General features: G+C 51.3%; 14 protein-coding genes. 10 read left to right on the plus strand and 4 right to left on the minus strand.

What is annotated here, in order from left to right; all coding sequences use genetic code 11:
• Positions 1-241: 241 nt before the first annotated feature.
• Complete coding sequence (locus CHB92_RS17550) at positions 242-1,084, minus strand: hypothetical protein (RefSeq protein ID WP_089320545.1); 843 nt, start codon at positions 1,082-1,084, stop codon at positions 242-244.
• Positions 1,085-1,226: 142 nt separating this feature from the next.
• Positions 1,227-2,057, minus strand: coding sequence for a hypothetical protein (locus CHB92_RS17555; RefSeq protein ID WP_089320546.1), 831 nt, complete (start codon positions 2,055-2,057; stop codon positions 1,227-1,229).
• Between the two features lie 207 nt (positions 2,058-2,264).
• Between CHB92_RS17555 and CHB92_RS17560 the strand changes: the two genes are divergently transcribed.
• The 5 genes from CHB92_RS17560 to CHB92_RS17580 all read left to right on the plus strand — a co-directional run bounded on the left by CHB92_RS17560 (position 2,265) and on the right by CHB92_RS17580 (position 5,968).
• Positions 2,265-3,008, plus strand: a complete 744-nt coding sequence (locus CHB92_RS17560; RefSeq protein WP_089320616.1) for a DUF72 domain-containing protein — start codon at positions 2,265-2,267, stop codon at positions 3,006-3,008.
• Between the two features lie 122 nt (positions 3,009-3,130).
• Positions 3,131-4,141, plus strand: coding sequence for an NAD(P)/FAD-dependent oxidoreductase (locus CHB92_RS17565; RefSeq protein ID WP_089320547.1), 1,011 nt, complete (start codon positions 3,131-3,133; stop codon positions 4,139-4,141).
• Positions 4,141-4,470, plus strand: coding sequence for a 2Fe-2S iron-sulfur cluster-binding protein (locus tag CHB92_RS17570; RefSeq protein WP_089320548.1), 330 nt, complete (start codon positions 4,141-4,143; stop codon positions 4,468-4,470). The genes CHB92_RS17565 and CHB92_RS17570 overlap by 1 nt, the downstream gene beginning before the upstream one ends.
• 177 nt (positions 4,471-4,647) lie before the next feature.
• Positions 4,648-5,277: an outer membrane beta-barrel protein gene (locus CHB92_RS17575; RefSeq protein WP_089320549.1), complete on the plus strand. Its 630-nt coding sequence runs from the start codon at positions 4,648-4,650 to the stop codon at positions 5,275-5,277.
• Positions 5,278-5,290: 13 nt separating this feature from the next.
• The gene (locus CHB92_RS17580; protein WP_089320550.1) at positions 5,291-5,968 is read left to right on the plus strand and encodes an outer membrane beta-barrel protein; all 678 of its coding nucleotides are present in this window, start codon (positions 5,291-5,293) and stop codon (positions 5,966-5,968) included.
• 54 nt (positions 5,969-6,022) lie between these two features.
• Here the strand turns inward: CHB92_RS17580 and CHB92_RS17585 are convergent, their stop codons facing one another.
• Both CHB92_RS17585 and CHB92_RS17590 read right to left on the minus strand, forming a co-directional pair.
• Positions 6,023-6,763, minus strand: coding sequence for a (Fe-S)-binding protein (locus CHB92_RS17585; protein WP_089320551.1), 741 nt, complete (start codon positions 6,761-6,763; stop codon positions 6,023-6,025).
• Between the two features lies 1 nt (position 6,764).
• Positions 6,765-7,610 (minus strand): hydroxymethylglutaryl-CoA lyase, encoded by an 846-nt coding sequence (locus CHB92_RS17590; protein WP_089320552.1) that lies wholly within the window; start codon positions 7,608-7,610, stop codon positions 6,765-6,767.
• Between the two features lie 159 nt (positions 7,611-7,769).
• On the opposite strand from CHB92_RS17590, the gene CHB92_RS17595 reads away from it, so the two are divergent.
• The 5 genes from CHB92_RS17595 (at position 7,770) to xseB (ending at position 12,843) form a co-directional block, all read left to right on the plus strand.
• The gene (locus tag CHB92_RS17595) at positions 7,770-8,609 is read left to right on the plus strand and encodes an SDR family oxidoreductase (protein ID WP_089320553.1); all 840 of its coding nucleotides are present in this window, start codon (positions 7,770-7,772) and stop codon (positions 8,607-8,609) included.
• Between the two features lie 27 nt (positions 8,610-8,636).
• Positions 8,637-10,046 (plus strand): aldehyde dehydrogenase, encoded by a 1,410-nt coding sequence (locus CHB92_RS17600; RefSeq protein WP_089320554.1) that lies wholly within the window; start codon positions 8,637-8,639, stop codon positions 10,044-10,046.
• 150 nt (positions 10,047-10,196) lie between these two features.
• Positions 10,197-10,592 carry a hypothetical protein gene (locus tag CHB92_RS17605; protein WP_089320617.1) on the plus strand — a complete coding sequence of 132 codons (396 nt, stop codon included), beginning with the start codon at positions 10,197-10,199 and terminating at the stop codon, positions 10,590-10,592.
• A gap of 426 nt (positions 10,593-11,018) precedes the next feature.
• Positions 11,019-12,581, plus strand: coding sequence for an exodeoxyribonuclease VII large subunit (gene xseA, locus CHB92_RS17610; protein ID WP_089320555.1), 1,563 nt, complete (start codon positions 11,019-11,021; stop codon positions 12,579-12,581).
• The gene (gene xseB, locus CHB92_RS17615) at positions 12,571-12,843 is read left to right on the plus strand and encodes an exodeoxyribonuclease VII small subunit (RefSeq protein ID WP_089320556.1); all 273 of its coding nucleotides are present in this window, start codon (positions 12,571-12,573) and stop codon (positions 12,841-12,843) included. Before xseA ends, xseB begins: the two co-directional genes overlap by 11 nt.
• The last annotated feature ends 25 nt before the right edge of the window (positions 12,844-12,868 follow it).

A 12,868-nucleotide genomic window follows, 5' to 3' on the forward strand; every position in this document is an offset into this window, starting at 1 on the left:
TCACTAAGTGCTACCCCAAACTCTGATGATGCCCACATAACCCGCTTGTTTCTTCCAAAACAATGCCCCCTCAAAATCATTCTAATTTTTCCCTATAAGATGAGACCCAGGGAGGGGAAACAGACTTACTTCAGCGCAATAAGCAACAAAGGTTGGTACAAGAAGCCTTAGTTGTACCACAAAGATAACGGCCTATCAAGGTTGGCAGGCCGTTATCTTTATCAGTCTAACCTTAAAAACATTAACTGTTGTTCATGTCATGGTTAATGTAACCGCCCCTGTCGGAGTTGCTGGAGTAGCGCGTGTTTCTGTTGTAGTACCCCGAGTTGGAGTTCCGATTGTTATCGCCTACATAGCTACGATCGCTGGAGTAAGCGCTACCGTAGTTCCCCCGGGAGCTATTCTTGTTGCCACTGTTTTCGTAGTCTCTGTCTCTCCCGTAGCGTCCATTGCCATAAGCATCGCCTCTGCGGGAGCCCTGACCAAGGCCACCATCTCCGTACTGATCACCCCAGCTTCGGCTGCTAAAATTAGGCACACCTCTGTCGGGATGCGAATACGTGTTACCATGCCCGCTGCTATAATTTGAGGGGGAAGCATAGTCATCTGCATTACCGCCGCTGCCGCTCATGGAGCCATAATCCGGCGAGCCTCCGAAGTCACCGTGGGCACTGTAGTTCGCCCCTCCAAAGGCAGAGCCGCTGTAGCCCCCTAACCTGCCGGAGCCATAGCCCTGCTCGTACCTGGCTCTGCGCTCCCGCTGCATGTCCTCCAGATCCTCGTTTCCGCCTGAGCTGCTGAGGTTGTTATCGCTAAAGCTCATGTAGCCATGGGCTTGGCGGATATCTCCCAGTTCGTGCCTGTCGCGCCGCGTATTCTCGTAATAATCCCGCTCCATGTCATAGTCACGGCTGCGATAGCTTTGCGAGCGGCTTCGTCCCTTGTTTTGGTTGTACGGGCCTTCATCCTCTCCCCGGAACCCGCTCCCGTGGTCCCGGTTATAGCCGCCATGCAGCTTTTGGTCAAACTCTCGGTTATAGTCGGAACTGCTTCTGTTATATCGGTCTCTATAATCTCTATCCATAGTTTGTTCTTTTTTAATGGTATATCTTTTATTTTAAACGAAGCCAGGCAGCATCAGTTTAAGGTTAGTCTGCTGGTAAAATCAGAAGGGCTCCTGTTAACAAGAGCCCTTCTGACAGGTTTACGCATACCAAGAGCCCGCTTTACCGGTTATGCTCGCGCCCTGGTCGGTTTAAATTAGGGTTGTCATTGCGGTCCAGGTAGTCTCTGTTACGGCCGCGGTCACTGTTTTGGCCATTTCCGTAGTCGCCCCTGTTGCGCTGTTCGCTGCGGCCATAGGCGCTCCGTTCACGGTCTCTGTCACGGTTGTTGTAGCCCGTAGAGCCGTAGCCTGTGTTTCTGTAGCCGCCCATGCTGTTATCGTAGCCCGTGCTGCGGCGGCCCGTGTTCCCATAGTCCCTGTCGGACTCATCGCCCCGACCAGGATTGCCGTAGTTATGATGGATGTAATCGCTGTAGTCGTTTATACCCCGCTCCCCGGCATAACCGCCGTAGCTTCTGTTGCCGGAATCCAGGTAATCATCATAGCCATTTCTGACATTATCAGAGCGGTTACTGCCCCTGTTTCTGTCTGGGAGTTCGCTGCTGTAATCTCGCGAAGAACCATAGCTGGAGTGCCCGTAACTGGAGCCGCCTCCGTAGGTGCTGCCGCCCTCTCCATAGCGTGTGCCGTTGGAATAATCGCCACGAGCACTTGCCCCGAACCGGTCAGGGCGTCCTCGCTCTTCGCGGTTGTAGTCGTTCGTATAGCCGGCAAAGTTATTCGCGCTTCTACCGCCTCTGCTCCTGTTATAAGCGCCACCACCGTTATCTTCAACAGGGCCATATGCGTTTCGCCTATCGTCGTACCGCGCAAAGTCATTGCGGTGAAAGTTTCTGCTACGATCGTTTCCATACCGGTTACGGTCATTCAGATTACCGTAATCATCCCTGGATCTATCGTTCTGCCGGTCATTGTTTAAGTTTCTTGCCATAGCTTTGGTTTATTGATTGAACAGATACTAATGGTATAACGGAGACCAAAGGCGCATGTTTTGCCACAAGCCTCCTAATGCGAATTCTGGAGATCTCCCCTACTCCAACTCCTGCCCAACTCTGCTTCACATGTGGTGCCTTTTACCGCCCTCCGAACTTGCACCCACAGATAAAAGTATATGCAGAGACAGAAGAACTTAGGAAACATGGAACAGAAAATACACATCGGTACATCCGGCTGGCATTACAAGCACTGGATGGGCACTTTTTACCCACCTGAGGTAAAGCAAAAAGGCTTTACCGACTACTACCTGCGCTTTTTCAGCACAGTGGAAGTAAACAACTCCTTCTACAGGCTTCCTACCCCCGAGACCTTCGCCAACTGGCGTTCGGCTACTCCCGAGAACTTTGTGTTTGCCGTAAAAGCCAGCCGATTTATCACGCACATGAAAAAGCTCAAAGAACCCCAGGAAGGACTTAGCCGGTTATTTAACAGTGTGAACAGCCTGGAAGAGAAGCTGGGCCCTATCCTGTTTCAGCTGCCTCCGATGTGGCACGTGAACAAAGAGCGACTGCAGGACTTTCTTAGATTGCTCCCCCCGTATTACCGGTACACCTTTGAGTTCCGGCACCCTAGTTGGTATGCCCCGGAGGTACTGGACCTCCTGCGGGAGCGAAACATTGCGTTCTGTATTTATGAACTGGAGGGGCACATGTCGCCGCTGGAGATAACAGCAGACTTTGCATACGTGCGCCTGCACGGCCCTGACGGAAAGTACGCAGGCAGCTACAGCGAAAGCGCTATGCAGTGGTGGGCAAAGCAGTGCCTGGACTGGCAGGCACAAGGGCTGGACGTATACGTGTATTTCGACAACGACCAGTTGGGCTACGCTGCCTTTAATGCGCAACGACTGCAACAGCTGGTCCTGGAACAAATGCAGGCACTTTAGCAGTTATACATTGATCCTTACCCTCTTCCGAAGGACTAATTATAGACGGAAAGGTTTAGATATGCTATAAATGAGGCGTATATTTGTAGCAACAACAAATCATTCAACACCAACATGATTGTATGGAAAAAGTAACCACAGATATATGTATAGTTGGAGCCGGCCCAGTGGGCCTTTTTGCTGTATTTGAGGCAGGGCTTTTAAAAATGCGTTGCCACGTGGTGGACGCGTTGGCGGCCGTAGGCGGACAACTAACAGAGATATACCCTAAAAAACCGATATACGACATTCCCGGGTTTCCCGAAGTACTGGCAGGCGACCTAGTAAAGAACCTGCAGCAACAAATTGCACCTTTTCACCCTACCTTTACCTTGGGCGAGCGCGTAGAGCACCTGGACAAGCAGGAAGACGGCTCTTTTATTGTGAAAACAGTTGCTGGCACCGAGATTGCCTGTAAAGTAGTAGTCATTGCCGGTGGCCTAGGCTCTTTTGAACCCCGTAAGCCAGCGATCGAGAACCTGGAGGGGTATGAAGGCAAAGGCGTTACGTACATGGTGCGCGACCCAGAGGAGTTCCGCGACAAGCGCGTGGTGCTAGCGGGCGGCGGGGACTCTGCCTTGGACTGGACCATTTACCTGGCTGACCTGTGCAAAGAGCTAACCTTGGTACACCGTGGTACTACCTTTCGGGGAGCGCCAGAATCTGCCGAGAAAGTGCTGCACCTGGCCGAGGAAGGCCGCATCAATCTGGTACTAAAGTCTAACGTAACGGAAGTACACGGCGAAGAGCAACTAGAGGGGGTAACCATAGAGGCTAACAACGAAGCAAACCAGGTGGAGGCTGACTATTTTATCCCACTTTTCGGCCTGGTGCCTAAGCTCGGTCCCCTGGAGAACTGGGGGCTGGAACTGGAAAAGAACGCCATCGTTGTCAATACCTTCGATTACTCCACGAACATACCCGGTATATTTGCCATTGGAGACATCAACACCTACCCGGGCAAGCTAAAGCTGATCCTGTGTGGCTTCCACGAAGCAGCCCTGATGGCACAGAGCGCCTACAACATCATTTATCCGGACAAGAAGTTCGTGCTAAAATATACCACCGTTAACGGTATTCAGGAATTACAGTAATGAAGGACTTAATTAACATTTACGTAGAGCAGGAAGACGGGGAGCGCATTACCCTGGAGGCTCCTACCGACATGGGCCTTTCGGTCATGGAAGTGCTCAAGGCAAATGAGTTTGATGTGCAGGCCCTTTGCGGCGGCATGGCTATCTGCGCCACCTGCCATGTGGAGGTGCTTCAGAACGAAGAAGAACTGCCAGAAATGAGTGACGACGAGGCCTACATGCTGGAGACCTTGCCACACGCCACTGCTAACAGCCGCTTGTCCTGCCAGTTGCGGGTAACACCAGCGCTCGAAGGCCTTGTGGTTCGCATCATGCCAGAGGCGCACTAAGAGCAATAAAAGCTACTATTTTATAAAAAACGAGGCACCCTGACAGTGCCTCGTTTTTGTTTATAGGATCCCCTCTCACCCTCAATCCATCCTCTGAAAGAGTCTGAAATGTGTGCCTCACTAAATGCTATTACTCCTAAATATTTCTATATTTAGTACCGTTAACCAGAAACAAACATGAAAACACTATTTGCCGCTACTCTTTTTGTACTGTCCAGTGCCAGTGCCTTTGCACAAACCTCGTCTGGCACTGTCGTTGTATCCGGTTCCGTTGGCTTCGCACAGCAGGCCTATGAAAGGACAAACTTTGATGGCAACAGCACGAACATACAGGTCTTTCCCAGCATTGGCTATTTTTATAAAGATAGGCTAGAGGTAGGCATTAGCACCGGATTTAGCTTTGGGAGAAACACGAGTAAAAGTGAGGACGGGGAATACATCAGCAAAAGCTATAACATCAGTGCCGGGCCTTATATAAGAAAGTACCTGCCTATTACAGAAAAACTGTTTTTTACTGCTAGTGCAGGTCTTAGCGCTGGCATCGGCAGCGCTAAGACCAAAGCTTTCCAGAATGAGTCGTTCGGGGAACCTTCCAGGAGCTTTACCTATGGCATCAGTGCCGCACCAGGCCTCACTTACTTTGCGACAGAGAAGCTTGGGCTCTTTGTAAGCATTGGCCAGGTTTACTTTAGCAGAAGCACTACTAGGCTCGAGCCAACCGACACAAAATCCACAGAGACCTATTTTAATGCCGATGTCTCCCCTTCCAGCAGCTCTATTGGCCTGCGTTACCTTATCAACCGCTAGAGGAGCTTTGCCGATGAAAAAGTTACTGATCCTCCTCTGTCTTGTTGCTATCGTAACGGGAACACAGGCACAGACCACCCAAGGTACTATTGTCGCCACAGGTGCACTAGGCTACACGACTTCAAAAGATAAGGACCCTAACTCGACAGAAAGAACTTTCCGTTATAACCTCTCCCCGCAGTTGGGCTATCTTGTTACAGATAACCTTGAAGCAGGGCTTACCGGGACCTTTGATAAATACCACTATAGGTTTGAAAACAGCATAGATTCTCAAGAAAAGGAGCATTTTAAGCGAAAAGCAACAGAGAAAGCGACAGGCGCTTACCTGAAGAAGTACATCTTCCTGACAGAAAACTTAGCCTTTTCAGGGACAGGCGACATAACCTACCAACACTTTACTGAAACAACTGTTCAAGACAGAGAACAGGACGGATCTCGCCACACTTTGTACAACTCGACTTACGAAAGGGAACTGTTCATAGTCGCTGTCCGGCCAGGGCTTTCCTTCTTCCTCTCTAACAAGATCAGCCTAAACACTACGTACGGGACCTTAAGCTATACGGTACTTGCCATTGAGCAAGAAACCTGGCAGCAGGACTTATTGAACGAGTACGAGGATAGGACAAAAGCATTCACCTTAAATCTTACCTCCTCCAGTTTCTTCCTTGGGCTCAGCTACTACTTTCATTAACCCGAACATAAAGCAAAAGGCCCGAACAAGTGAACTTGTTCGGGCCTTTTGCTTTTACCAGCCGCTTGCCAGCACGTCGGCAATGTGCATGGTTCTGATCGGCTTTTTCTGCTTTTGAATATAGGCCTCCAGGTGCATGAGGCAACTACTGTCTGTCGATACAATGTAGTCTGCCCCCGTGGCAATGGCATTGTCTACTTTTTGTTCGGCCATAGCAGTGGAAATAGCCTCGAACTTAACGGCAAAAGTCCCTCCGAAGCCACAGCAGGTTTCACTGTCTTCCATTTCTACCAGCTCTAGCCCCCGCACGTTGTTTAGCAACTCCCGTGGGCCCGCCTTAATGCCGCATTCCCTTAAGGCACTGCAGGAGTCGTGGTAGGTATAACGCCCTCTAAGAGTGGCATCAGGAATACGGGTAATGCCCATCACGTCGGTCAGGAACTCCGTCAGCTCATACACCTTTTTCTGCATAGCCCGGTACTTTACCAACTTCGATGACTTCACGAAGATATCCTGATAGGCATTGCGCACCATCCCCACACAGGACGCAGAAGGCGCCACAATGTAATGGGATGTCTCATTGGTGAAATCATCCAGAAACTTGTTGGCTACTTCACGGGCCTCATCAAAAAATCCGGCATTAAAAGCAGGCTGTCCGCAGCAGGTCTGGTTCGGGTTGTAGTTTACCTCGCAGCCCACCTTCTCTAGTACTTTCACCATGTTCATGCCTGTTTCCGGAAACAATTGATCCACGAAACAGGGAATAAATATATCTACGATTGTTCTTCTTGCCATATCAGGAGAATACAGCCTCCGAGAGCCTCATTGCCCCGGCAAATGCTGCCTTGTTCAAGCTCAAATTTAAGCCAATATTTTCGAAGTAGCCTACCAAACTTTCGGTTGGCATATTGCCCACCAACTCGTCCTTGGCCATGGGGCAGCCCCCGTAGCCGCGCAGTGCCCCGTCGAACCGGCGGCACCCCGCCTGGTAGGCGGCTTCGACCTTCTCCTGCCAGGTGGTGGGCGTGGTGTGCAGGTGTGCCCCGAACTCAATCCCCTCAAAAGCAGGGATCAAATGCTTGAACAGGTTGCTGATCTTGTCCGGATCAGACACTCCGATGGTATCCGACAAGGAGATGATTTGTACCTGTAGCTTGTGCAGTTGCTCTACAAAACGGATCACTGTATCGGCATCCCAAGGGTCTCCGTAGGGATTCCCGAAACCCATCGAAATGTAGGTAACCAGCACTTTCCCGTGCTTCTGGCAAATATCCTGTATCTGGGCCAGTTGCTGCATGGCCTCTGTGATGCTTTTATTGGTATTGCGCTGCTGGAAGGTCTCGGACACAGAGAGCGGGAAGCCCAGGTAAGCTATCTCTTTATGCTGTGCCGCCTCTTCTGCTCCCCTTACATTTGCCACTATGGCCAGCAGTTTAGAAGAAGTACTTTCCAGTTCCAGATTGGCCAGCACCTCTGCTGTGTCGCTCATCTGCGGGATAGCCTTGGGTGAGACAAAACTGCCGAAGTCGATGGTATCGAAGCCTACCTGCAACAGCTGGTTGATGTATTTTACCTTTTGCTCGGTAGGTATAAATTCTTTCATGCCTTGCATGGCATCACGCGGACATTCAATGATTTTCATAGTCTTGCTTTTTTCTCTAATCCGTTCGGGAGGCCTTCACCCAAAGATACAAATATAAACCTACCTGTTCACTAAAAAAGGGACGAGGCGCTTCCAAATGTGCTACAGTATAAGTATCTTAATCAGATTATACTCCCTGTTTTAACACCGTTTTGAACTATGACGCAAATTCTGGGAAGTACAGTACTTGTGACGGGTGGCGGCTCTGGCATCGGCCGGCTAATGGGCCTCAGGAGCCTGCAAAAGCAGGCCAAGCGCCTTGTTGTCTGGGATATAAACCCGCAGAGCCTGGATGAGGTTGCAGCAGAAGCCCGGGCACTGGGATTCGCCATTTATCCCTACCAGGTAGATGTTGCCGACCCAACGGCCGTACAGGCTACTGCGAACCGAGTAATAGCGGAAGTTGGAGTGCCAGACATCCTCATCAACAATGCCGGTATCGTGGCCGGAAAGACTTTCCTGGAGCACAGTGACACAGACATACAACAAACCCTGGGCATCAACACGATGGGACCCATGTTGGTATGCCGTGCCTTCTTACCTGCAATTGTCGCGCGCGGCTCCGGTCATATCGTCAACATCGCCTCTGCAGCGGGCTTACTGCCAAACCCGCGTATGAGCGTGTATGCTGCCAGCAAGTGGGCCTTACTGGGTTGGTCGGAGAGCCTGCGGCTGGAGTTGGAAGCCTTAGGCAAGCAACTACATGTGACGACGGTAACCCCCAGCTATATTGATACGGGCATGTTTGCCGGGGTAAAAGCACCGCTCCTCACCCCTATTCTAAAACCAGCGGATATAACTGAGGACATCCTGAAGGCTGTGGAGGAGAACAAGGTCATCCTGCGCAAGCCAGCCATTGTGCACCTACTGCCCTTGCTTCGGGGCATCCTGCCCGCACGGCTCTTCGACCGGGTCGTGGGGCGCGGATTTAACGTATATACCTCTATGGACCAGTTTACAGGGCGCCCCTTGCCTGCAGCTGTTCCGGAAACTAAATAACATCAACGCTTCTAACCCACCTGTCCTATGCAGCCTATCCAGGCATCACTATCAACAGAGCAACAGCGCGTCGAGCAAATTGTGCAACAGCAGCGGCACTTCTTTGCCAGTGGGCAGACCTTAGACCTAGCGTTCAGGAAAGAGAGCCTGAAGCGGCTGCAGCAGGCAATACGCCAGCACGAGCAAGTCATCTTCGATGCTATGTACGCCGACTTTAAAAAACCGGCGTTTGAGTCTTTTGCCACAGAGGTAGGTTTCGTAGAGCTGGAGCTAAAGCTTATCCTAGACAACCTGCATAAGTGGGCAAAGCCCCGAAAGGTTAAGGAAACGCTCATCAACTTTCCAGCCCGCAGCTATATTTACCCGGAGCCCTATGGCGTGGCCCTGGTTATCGCTCCCTGGAACTATCCCTTCCAGCTGTTGATCAACCCGCTGATTGGAGCCATGGCGGCGGGCAACTGTGCCGTCGTCAAACCCTCAGAGATCACAGCAAACACATCAGCCGTAATTTCCAAGATCATCAGGGAAAATTTTGATGAGGCGTATATCGCCTCGGTAGAGGGGGGCGTCAGCACGAGCCAATACCTGCTGGCACAGCGCTTTGACTATATCTTCTTTACCGGCAGCACAAAAGTAGGGCAGATCGTGATGAAAGCCGCCGCAGAGCACCTGACACCTGTTACGCTGGAATTAGGCGGTAAGAGCCCTGCCATTATTGCGGTGGACGCGGACCTGGAGCTGGCAGCAAGGCGCATTACGTGGGGGAAGTTTCTGAACGCCGGGCAGACCTGCGTGGCGCCTGACTACGTGCTGGTGCGGGAACAGGTAAAAGAGGAGTTTATACAACTCGTAGAGCAGTGCATCCAGGAGTTTTATGGACCAGACCCGGCTGAGAGCCCTGACTATGCGCGCATTGTAAACGACAGCCATTTCAACCGCCTGCAAAGTTACCTCCGGAACGGGAACGTGCGCACCGGCGGAAAAACTGAGGTTGCGACGCGCTACATTGCCCCCACCGTGCTGGACCAGGTAAGCTGGGAGCACCCGGTGATGCAGGAAGAGATCTTCGGGCCCATCCTGCCCGTACTTTCCTATAACAGCCTGGATGAAGCGATTAAAATCGTGAACCAGCAGGAAAAGCCCTTGGCCTTGTACCTCTTCTCCTCCAGCGAGCAACGCAAAGAACGGGTCCTGAAAAACGTTAGCTTTGGGGGTGGCTGTATCAACGACAGTATCTCGCACCTGATCAACCCTAACCTGCCTTTTGGCGGGGTGGGGCAGAGTGGCATCGGCAGCTACCATGGCAAGAGCAGTTTTAACCTCTTTTCACACCAGAAAGGTGTTGTGCACCGCGGCACCTGGGTGGACCTGCCCTTGCGTTACCCCCCTTATAAAGATCGCTTGCCTCTCCTGCGAAAGTTATTTAACTGGCTCTGAAATGCTTGCGGCCAAAGCAGTTTATTACGCTCAAAGAGTCCCAAACCTGACAGTTGTGACCACCGTTTTACGGACTACAGCGTGTAAATAAACCATTCTTTTTACGTATAAAAGACTTAACATTCGCCCTTTATGAACAAGTTACAAAGTATGGAAAATCAGACAGAGTTTTTAAGTGAACCGCTTGCGCCGCTGGAGGATAAGATACAGGCCTACCTGGATACGGAGCGGGACATCCGCCTGCTGGAAGTAGAGCTTCTTTCGCTGCAGAGCATCAAGCCGGACTTTGTGCCTGACAGCAATGACATGGAGAAGTTAATCCACTCAGGAAAAATTGAGGATAAGCTAAACGATAAAGAACGGCGCCTCGCCGAGCTGATGCAGCAGTACAGGCAGTTACGTGAGGAGGTTATTGCTATGCTGCCAGCACAGAACACGTTCTATGAGATAAATATAGGATATGGCCCTAGCCGGGTAGGCTACTTTACAATAGACCAGGAAACACACCAACCCCTAACAGAACCTGTCCTGCACGTGTTCCACTAACAAAGCTGCCAGCAAGGCAGCTTTACAACTGAAAGCACCTGTAAAGTTTAACCAACGTACTTATAGACACTAACCTTTACATTCCATCGTCCTATTACTTTCCTAATCCTCCTAGTGATGTTGCGGTTGCACTTCTCTAAGCTACTGTTGCTTTTGGCAAGCTTACCTGCCAACAGTAGGGCAACAACGCAACGGTCATTCTTCTTGTCCTTTCACGCAAGGCCTAAATTAGCTGAGGCAAGACACGGAGAGCGGTCTCTACGGCCGTAAAGGAGCTTTAGACGATAAGCCAGGGCATAAACGAGGACTTCACGCTAATTTATCACCTCTGGCCCTGCCCCTTGTCATGCAAAAAAGTCCTATCTTCGGGGCAGAGGAACCGGCGCACCGCCGGTATTGCAGGAGAAGAAGTTAGTTGTAGAAGTCATGTCCCAGATTTTCTTTCGCCAAACGGTAACATACGAGGAGTTCCAGACACCTCTCTCGCTATACGAGCTGCACCAGCAGATACGAGACGAGCTGGAGGTGGCTTTTCCGGAGAATTACTGGGTCGTGGCAGAAGTTGCACAGATTTCGCCTGACCGCCGCAAGGGCCACTGCTACCTGACCCTGGTCGACAAAGGCGAGGATGCCCGCCAAATGCTGGCGCAGGCACGGGCCACGATCTGGAGCGCCCGTTTCCAGACGCTGGGGCGCCACTTTGAGGAGCGAACAGGGCAGCCTTTGAAAGCAGGGCTAAAGATCCTGTTTCAGGCACAGGTCCGCTTCCATGAGTTGTATGGCCTGAGCCTCGACATCGTTAACATAGACCCGAACTATACCATTGGCGACCTGGCCCGGCAACGACAGGAAACCCTAAAACGCCTGGAAGGGGAAGGCCTGCTCGAAGCCAACAAGGCCCTGGACCTTGCCCTGGTACCACAACGCCTGGCCATTGTTTCCTCTGCTACCGCCGCCGGTTACCAGGACTTTGTGCACCAACTGAAAGGCAACAGCTTCGGCTATACGTTCTCTACCACCCTTTTCCCCGCCACCGTGCAGGGAAACGAAGCGCCTGCCTCCATCAAACGTGCCATGGCCTTGGTGGCAAAATACCAGGAGCGGTTTGATGCCATTGTCCTGATACGTGGAGGAGGATCGCAGACAGACCTGAGCTGCTTTGATGACTATACAGTAGCCGCGGCTATCGGGCACTCTCCCCTGCCGGTGCTGACCGGTATCGGGCATGAGCGGGATGAAAGCATCGCCGATATTGTGGCGCATACCCGCTTAAAAACGCCGACTGCCGTAGCCAACTTTTTAATAGACCGGTTCCGCGAGACGGAGGAGCACACCGAGGGCTTGCTGGACAGCATCCGCATGTTTGCTGCCCAGCAAATGAAGCTGACCGGGGACAAACTGGAACGGCTGAGCCTGCGCTTTACGAACCAGACGAAAGAGTTACTTCAAACAAACAAAGACAAGCTGGAGCAGTTATCCCGTGGCCTGTTGCTAAAGCCTAGGTCCTACCTGGAGGCCCAGAAGCACCAGGTAAGTGACCTGGAGAAAGACATCAGCGCCAACACGAAAGACCTGCTGCACACGCGTAAGAGTCACCTGCAAGAACTGTCTGTTTGTGTAGAAGGAAAAAGCCAGCGCTACCTGCACATGAAAGAGCACGAGCTTAACCACCTGGTACATTGCCTGGAGACAGAAGCAAATGGCAAACTAAAACAGGAGCAGCTGTCCTTTACCAAGTACAGTGACAAAGTAGGCTATTGTGTGCAACAAAAAGTGCAAAATGAGAAACACCGCCTGAGATTACTGGAGATGAGCATTGAGGCAAACAACCCGGAAAAATTACTTTTACGGGGTTATACCCTCACCTTGGTTAACGGCAAGATCATCAAGAGCACAAAGGGTATCAAAGACGGAGACGTGATCGTGACAAAGATGCAGGACGGTACGCTCCACAGTAAAGTTGTAACTATTAACCACCATGACAAATAAGAACTTAAATGAGATGTCGTACAGGGAGGCGACACAGGAGTTGGAGGAGATTCTGCGGGCAATAGAAAACGACGCCGTGGATGTGGATGAACTGACACAAAAAGTACAACGCTCTTCGCAGCTCATTAAGCTATGCAAGGAAAAGCTACGCAAAGCCGAAAAGGCCATTGACCAAGTCTTTAACGAGGAGAACTGTGAGGCCCCGGAGCCCCCAAAACCCAAACAAAAAGAAAGCAAGCCCGCGAGCGGAAGCCTGTTTTGAGCTCCTCGCTAAAAGCAAAGAGCTG

This window comes from Pontibacter ummariensis (genome assembly GCF_900188175.1).
Lineage (GTDB): Bacteria > Bacteroidota > Bacteroidia > Cytophagales > Hymenobacteraceae > Pontibacter > Pontibacter ummariensis.

Excerpts from the sequence above, each read along its gene's own strand:
- CHB92_RS17565 (WP_089320547.1), top strand. The coding sequence starts at position 3,131 with ATGGAAAAAGTAACCACAGATATATGTATAGTTGGAGCCGGCCCAGTG.
- xseA (WP_089320555.1), top strand. The coding sequence starts at position 11,019 with ATGTCCCAGATTTTCTTTCGCCAAACGGTAACATACGAGGAGTTCCAG.
- CHB92_RS17605 (WP_089320617.1), top strand. The coding sequence starts at position 10,197 with ATGGAAAATCAGACAGAGTTTTTAAGTGAACCGCTTGCGCCGCTGGAG.
- CHB92_RS17580 (WP_089320550.1), top strand. The coding sequence starts at position 5,291 with ATGAAAAAGTTACTGATCCTCCTCTGTCTTGTTGCTATCGTAACGGGA.
- CHB92_RS17575 (WP_089320549.1), top strand. The coding sequence starts at position 4,648 with ATGAAAACACTATTTGCCGCTACTCTTTTTGTACTGTCCAGTGCCAGT.
- CHB92_RS17585 (WP_089320551.1), bottom strand. The coding sequence starts at position 6,763 with ATGGCAAGAAGAACAATCGTAGATATATTTATTCCCTGTTTCGTGGAT.
- CHB92_RS17595 (WP_089320553.1), top strand. The coding sequence starts at position 7,770 with ATGACGCAAATTCTGGGAAGTACAGTACTTGTGACGGGTGGCGGCTCT.
- CHB92_RS17550 (WP_089320545.1), bottom strand. The coding sequence starts at position 1,084 with ATGGATAGAGATTATAGAGACCGATATAACAGAAGCAGTTCCGACTAT.
- CHB92_RS17570 (WP_089320548.1), top strand. The coding sequence starts at position 4,141 with ATGAAGGACTTAATTAACATTTACGTAGAGCAGGAAGACGGGGAGCGC.
- CHB92_RS17555 (WP_089320546.1), bottom strand. The coding sequence starts at position 2,057 with ATGGCAAGAAACTTAAACAATGACCGGCAGAACGATAGATCCAGGGAT.
- CHB92_RS17600 (WP_089320554.1), top strand. The coding sequence starts at position 8,637 with ATGCAGCCTATCCAGGCATCACTATCAACAGAGCAACAGCGCGTCGAG.
- CHB92_RS17590 (WP_089320552.1), bottom strand. The coding sequence starts at position 7,610 with ATGAAAATCATTGAATGTCCGCGTGATGCCATGCAAGGCATGAAAGAA.
- xseB (WP_089320556.1), top strand. The coding sequence starts at position 12,571 with ATGACAAATAAGAACTTAAATGAGATGTCGTACAGGGAGGCGACACAG.
- CHB92_RS17560 (WP_089320616.1), top strand. The coding sequence starts at position 2,265 with ATGGAACAGAAAATACACATCGGTACATCCGGCTGGCATTACAAGCAC.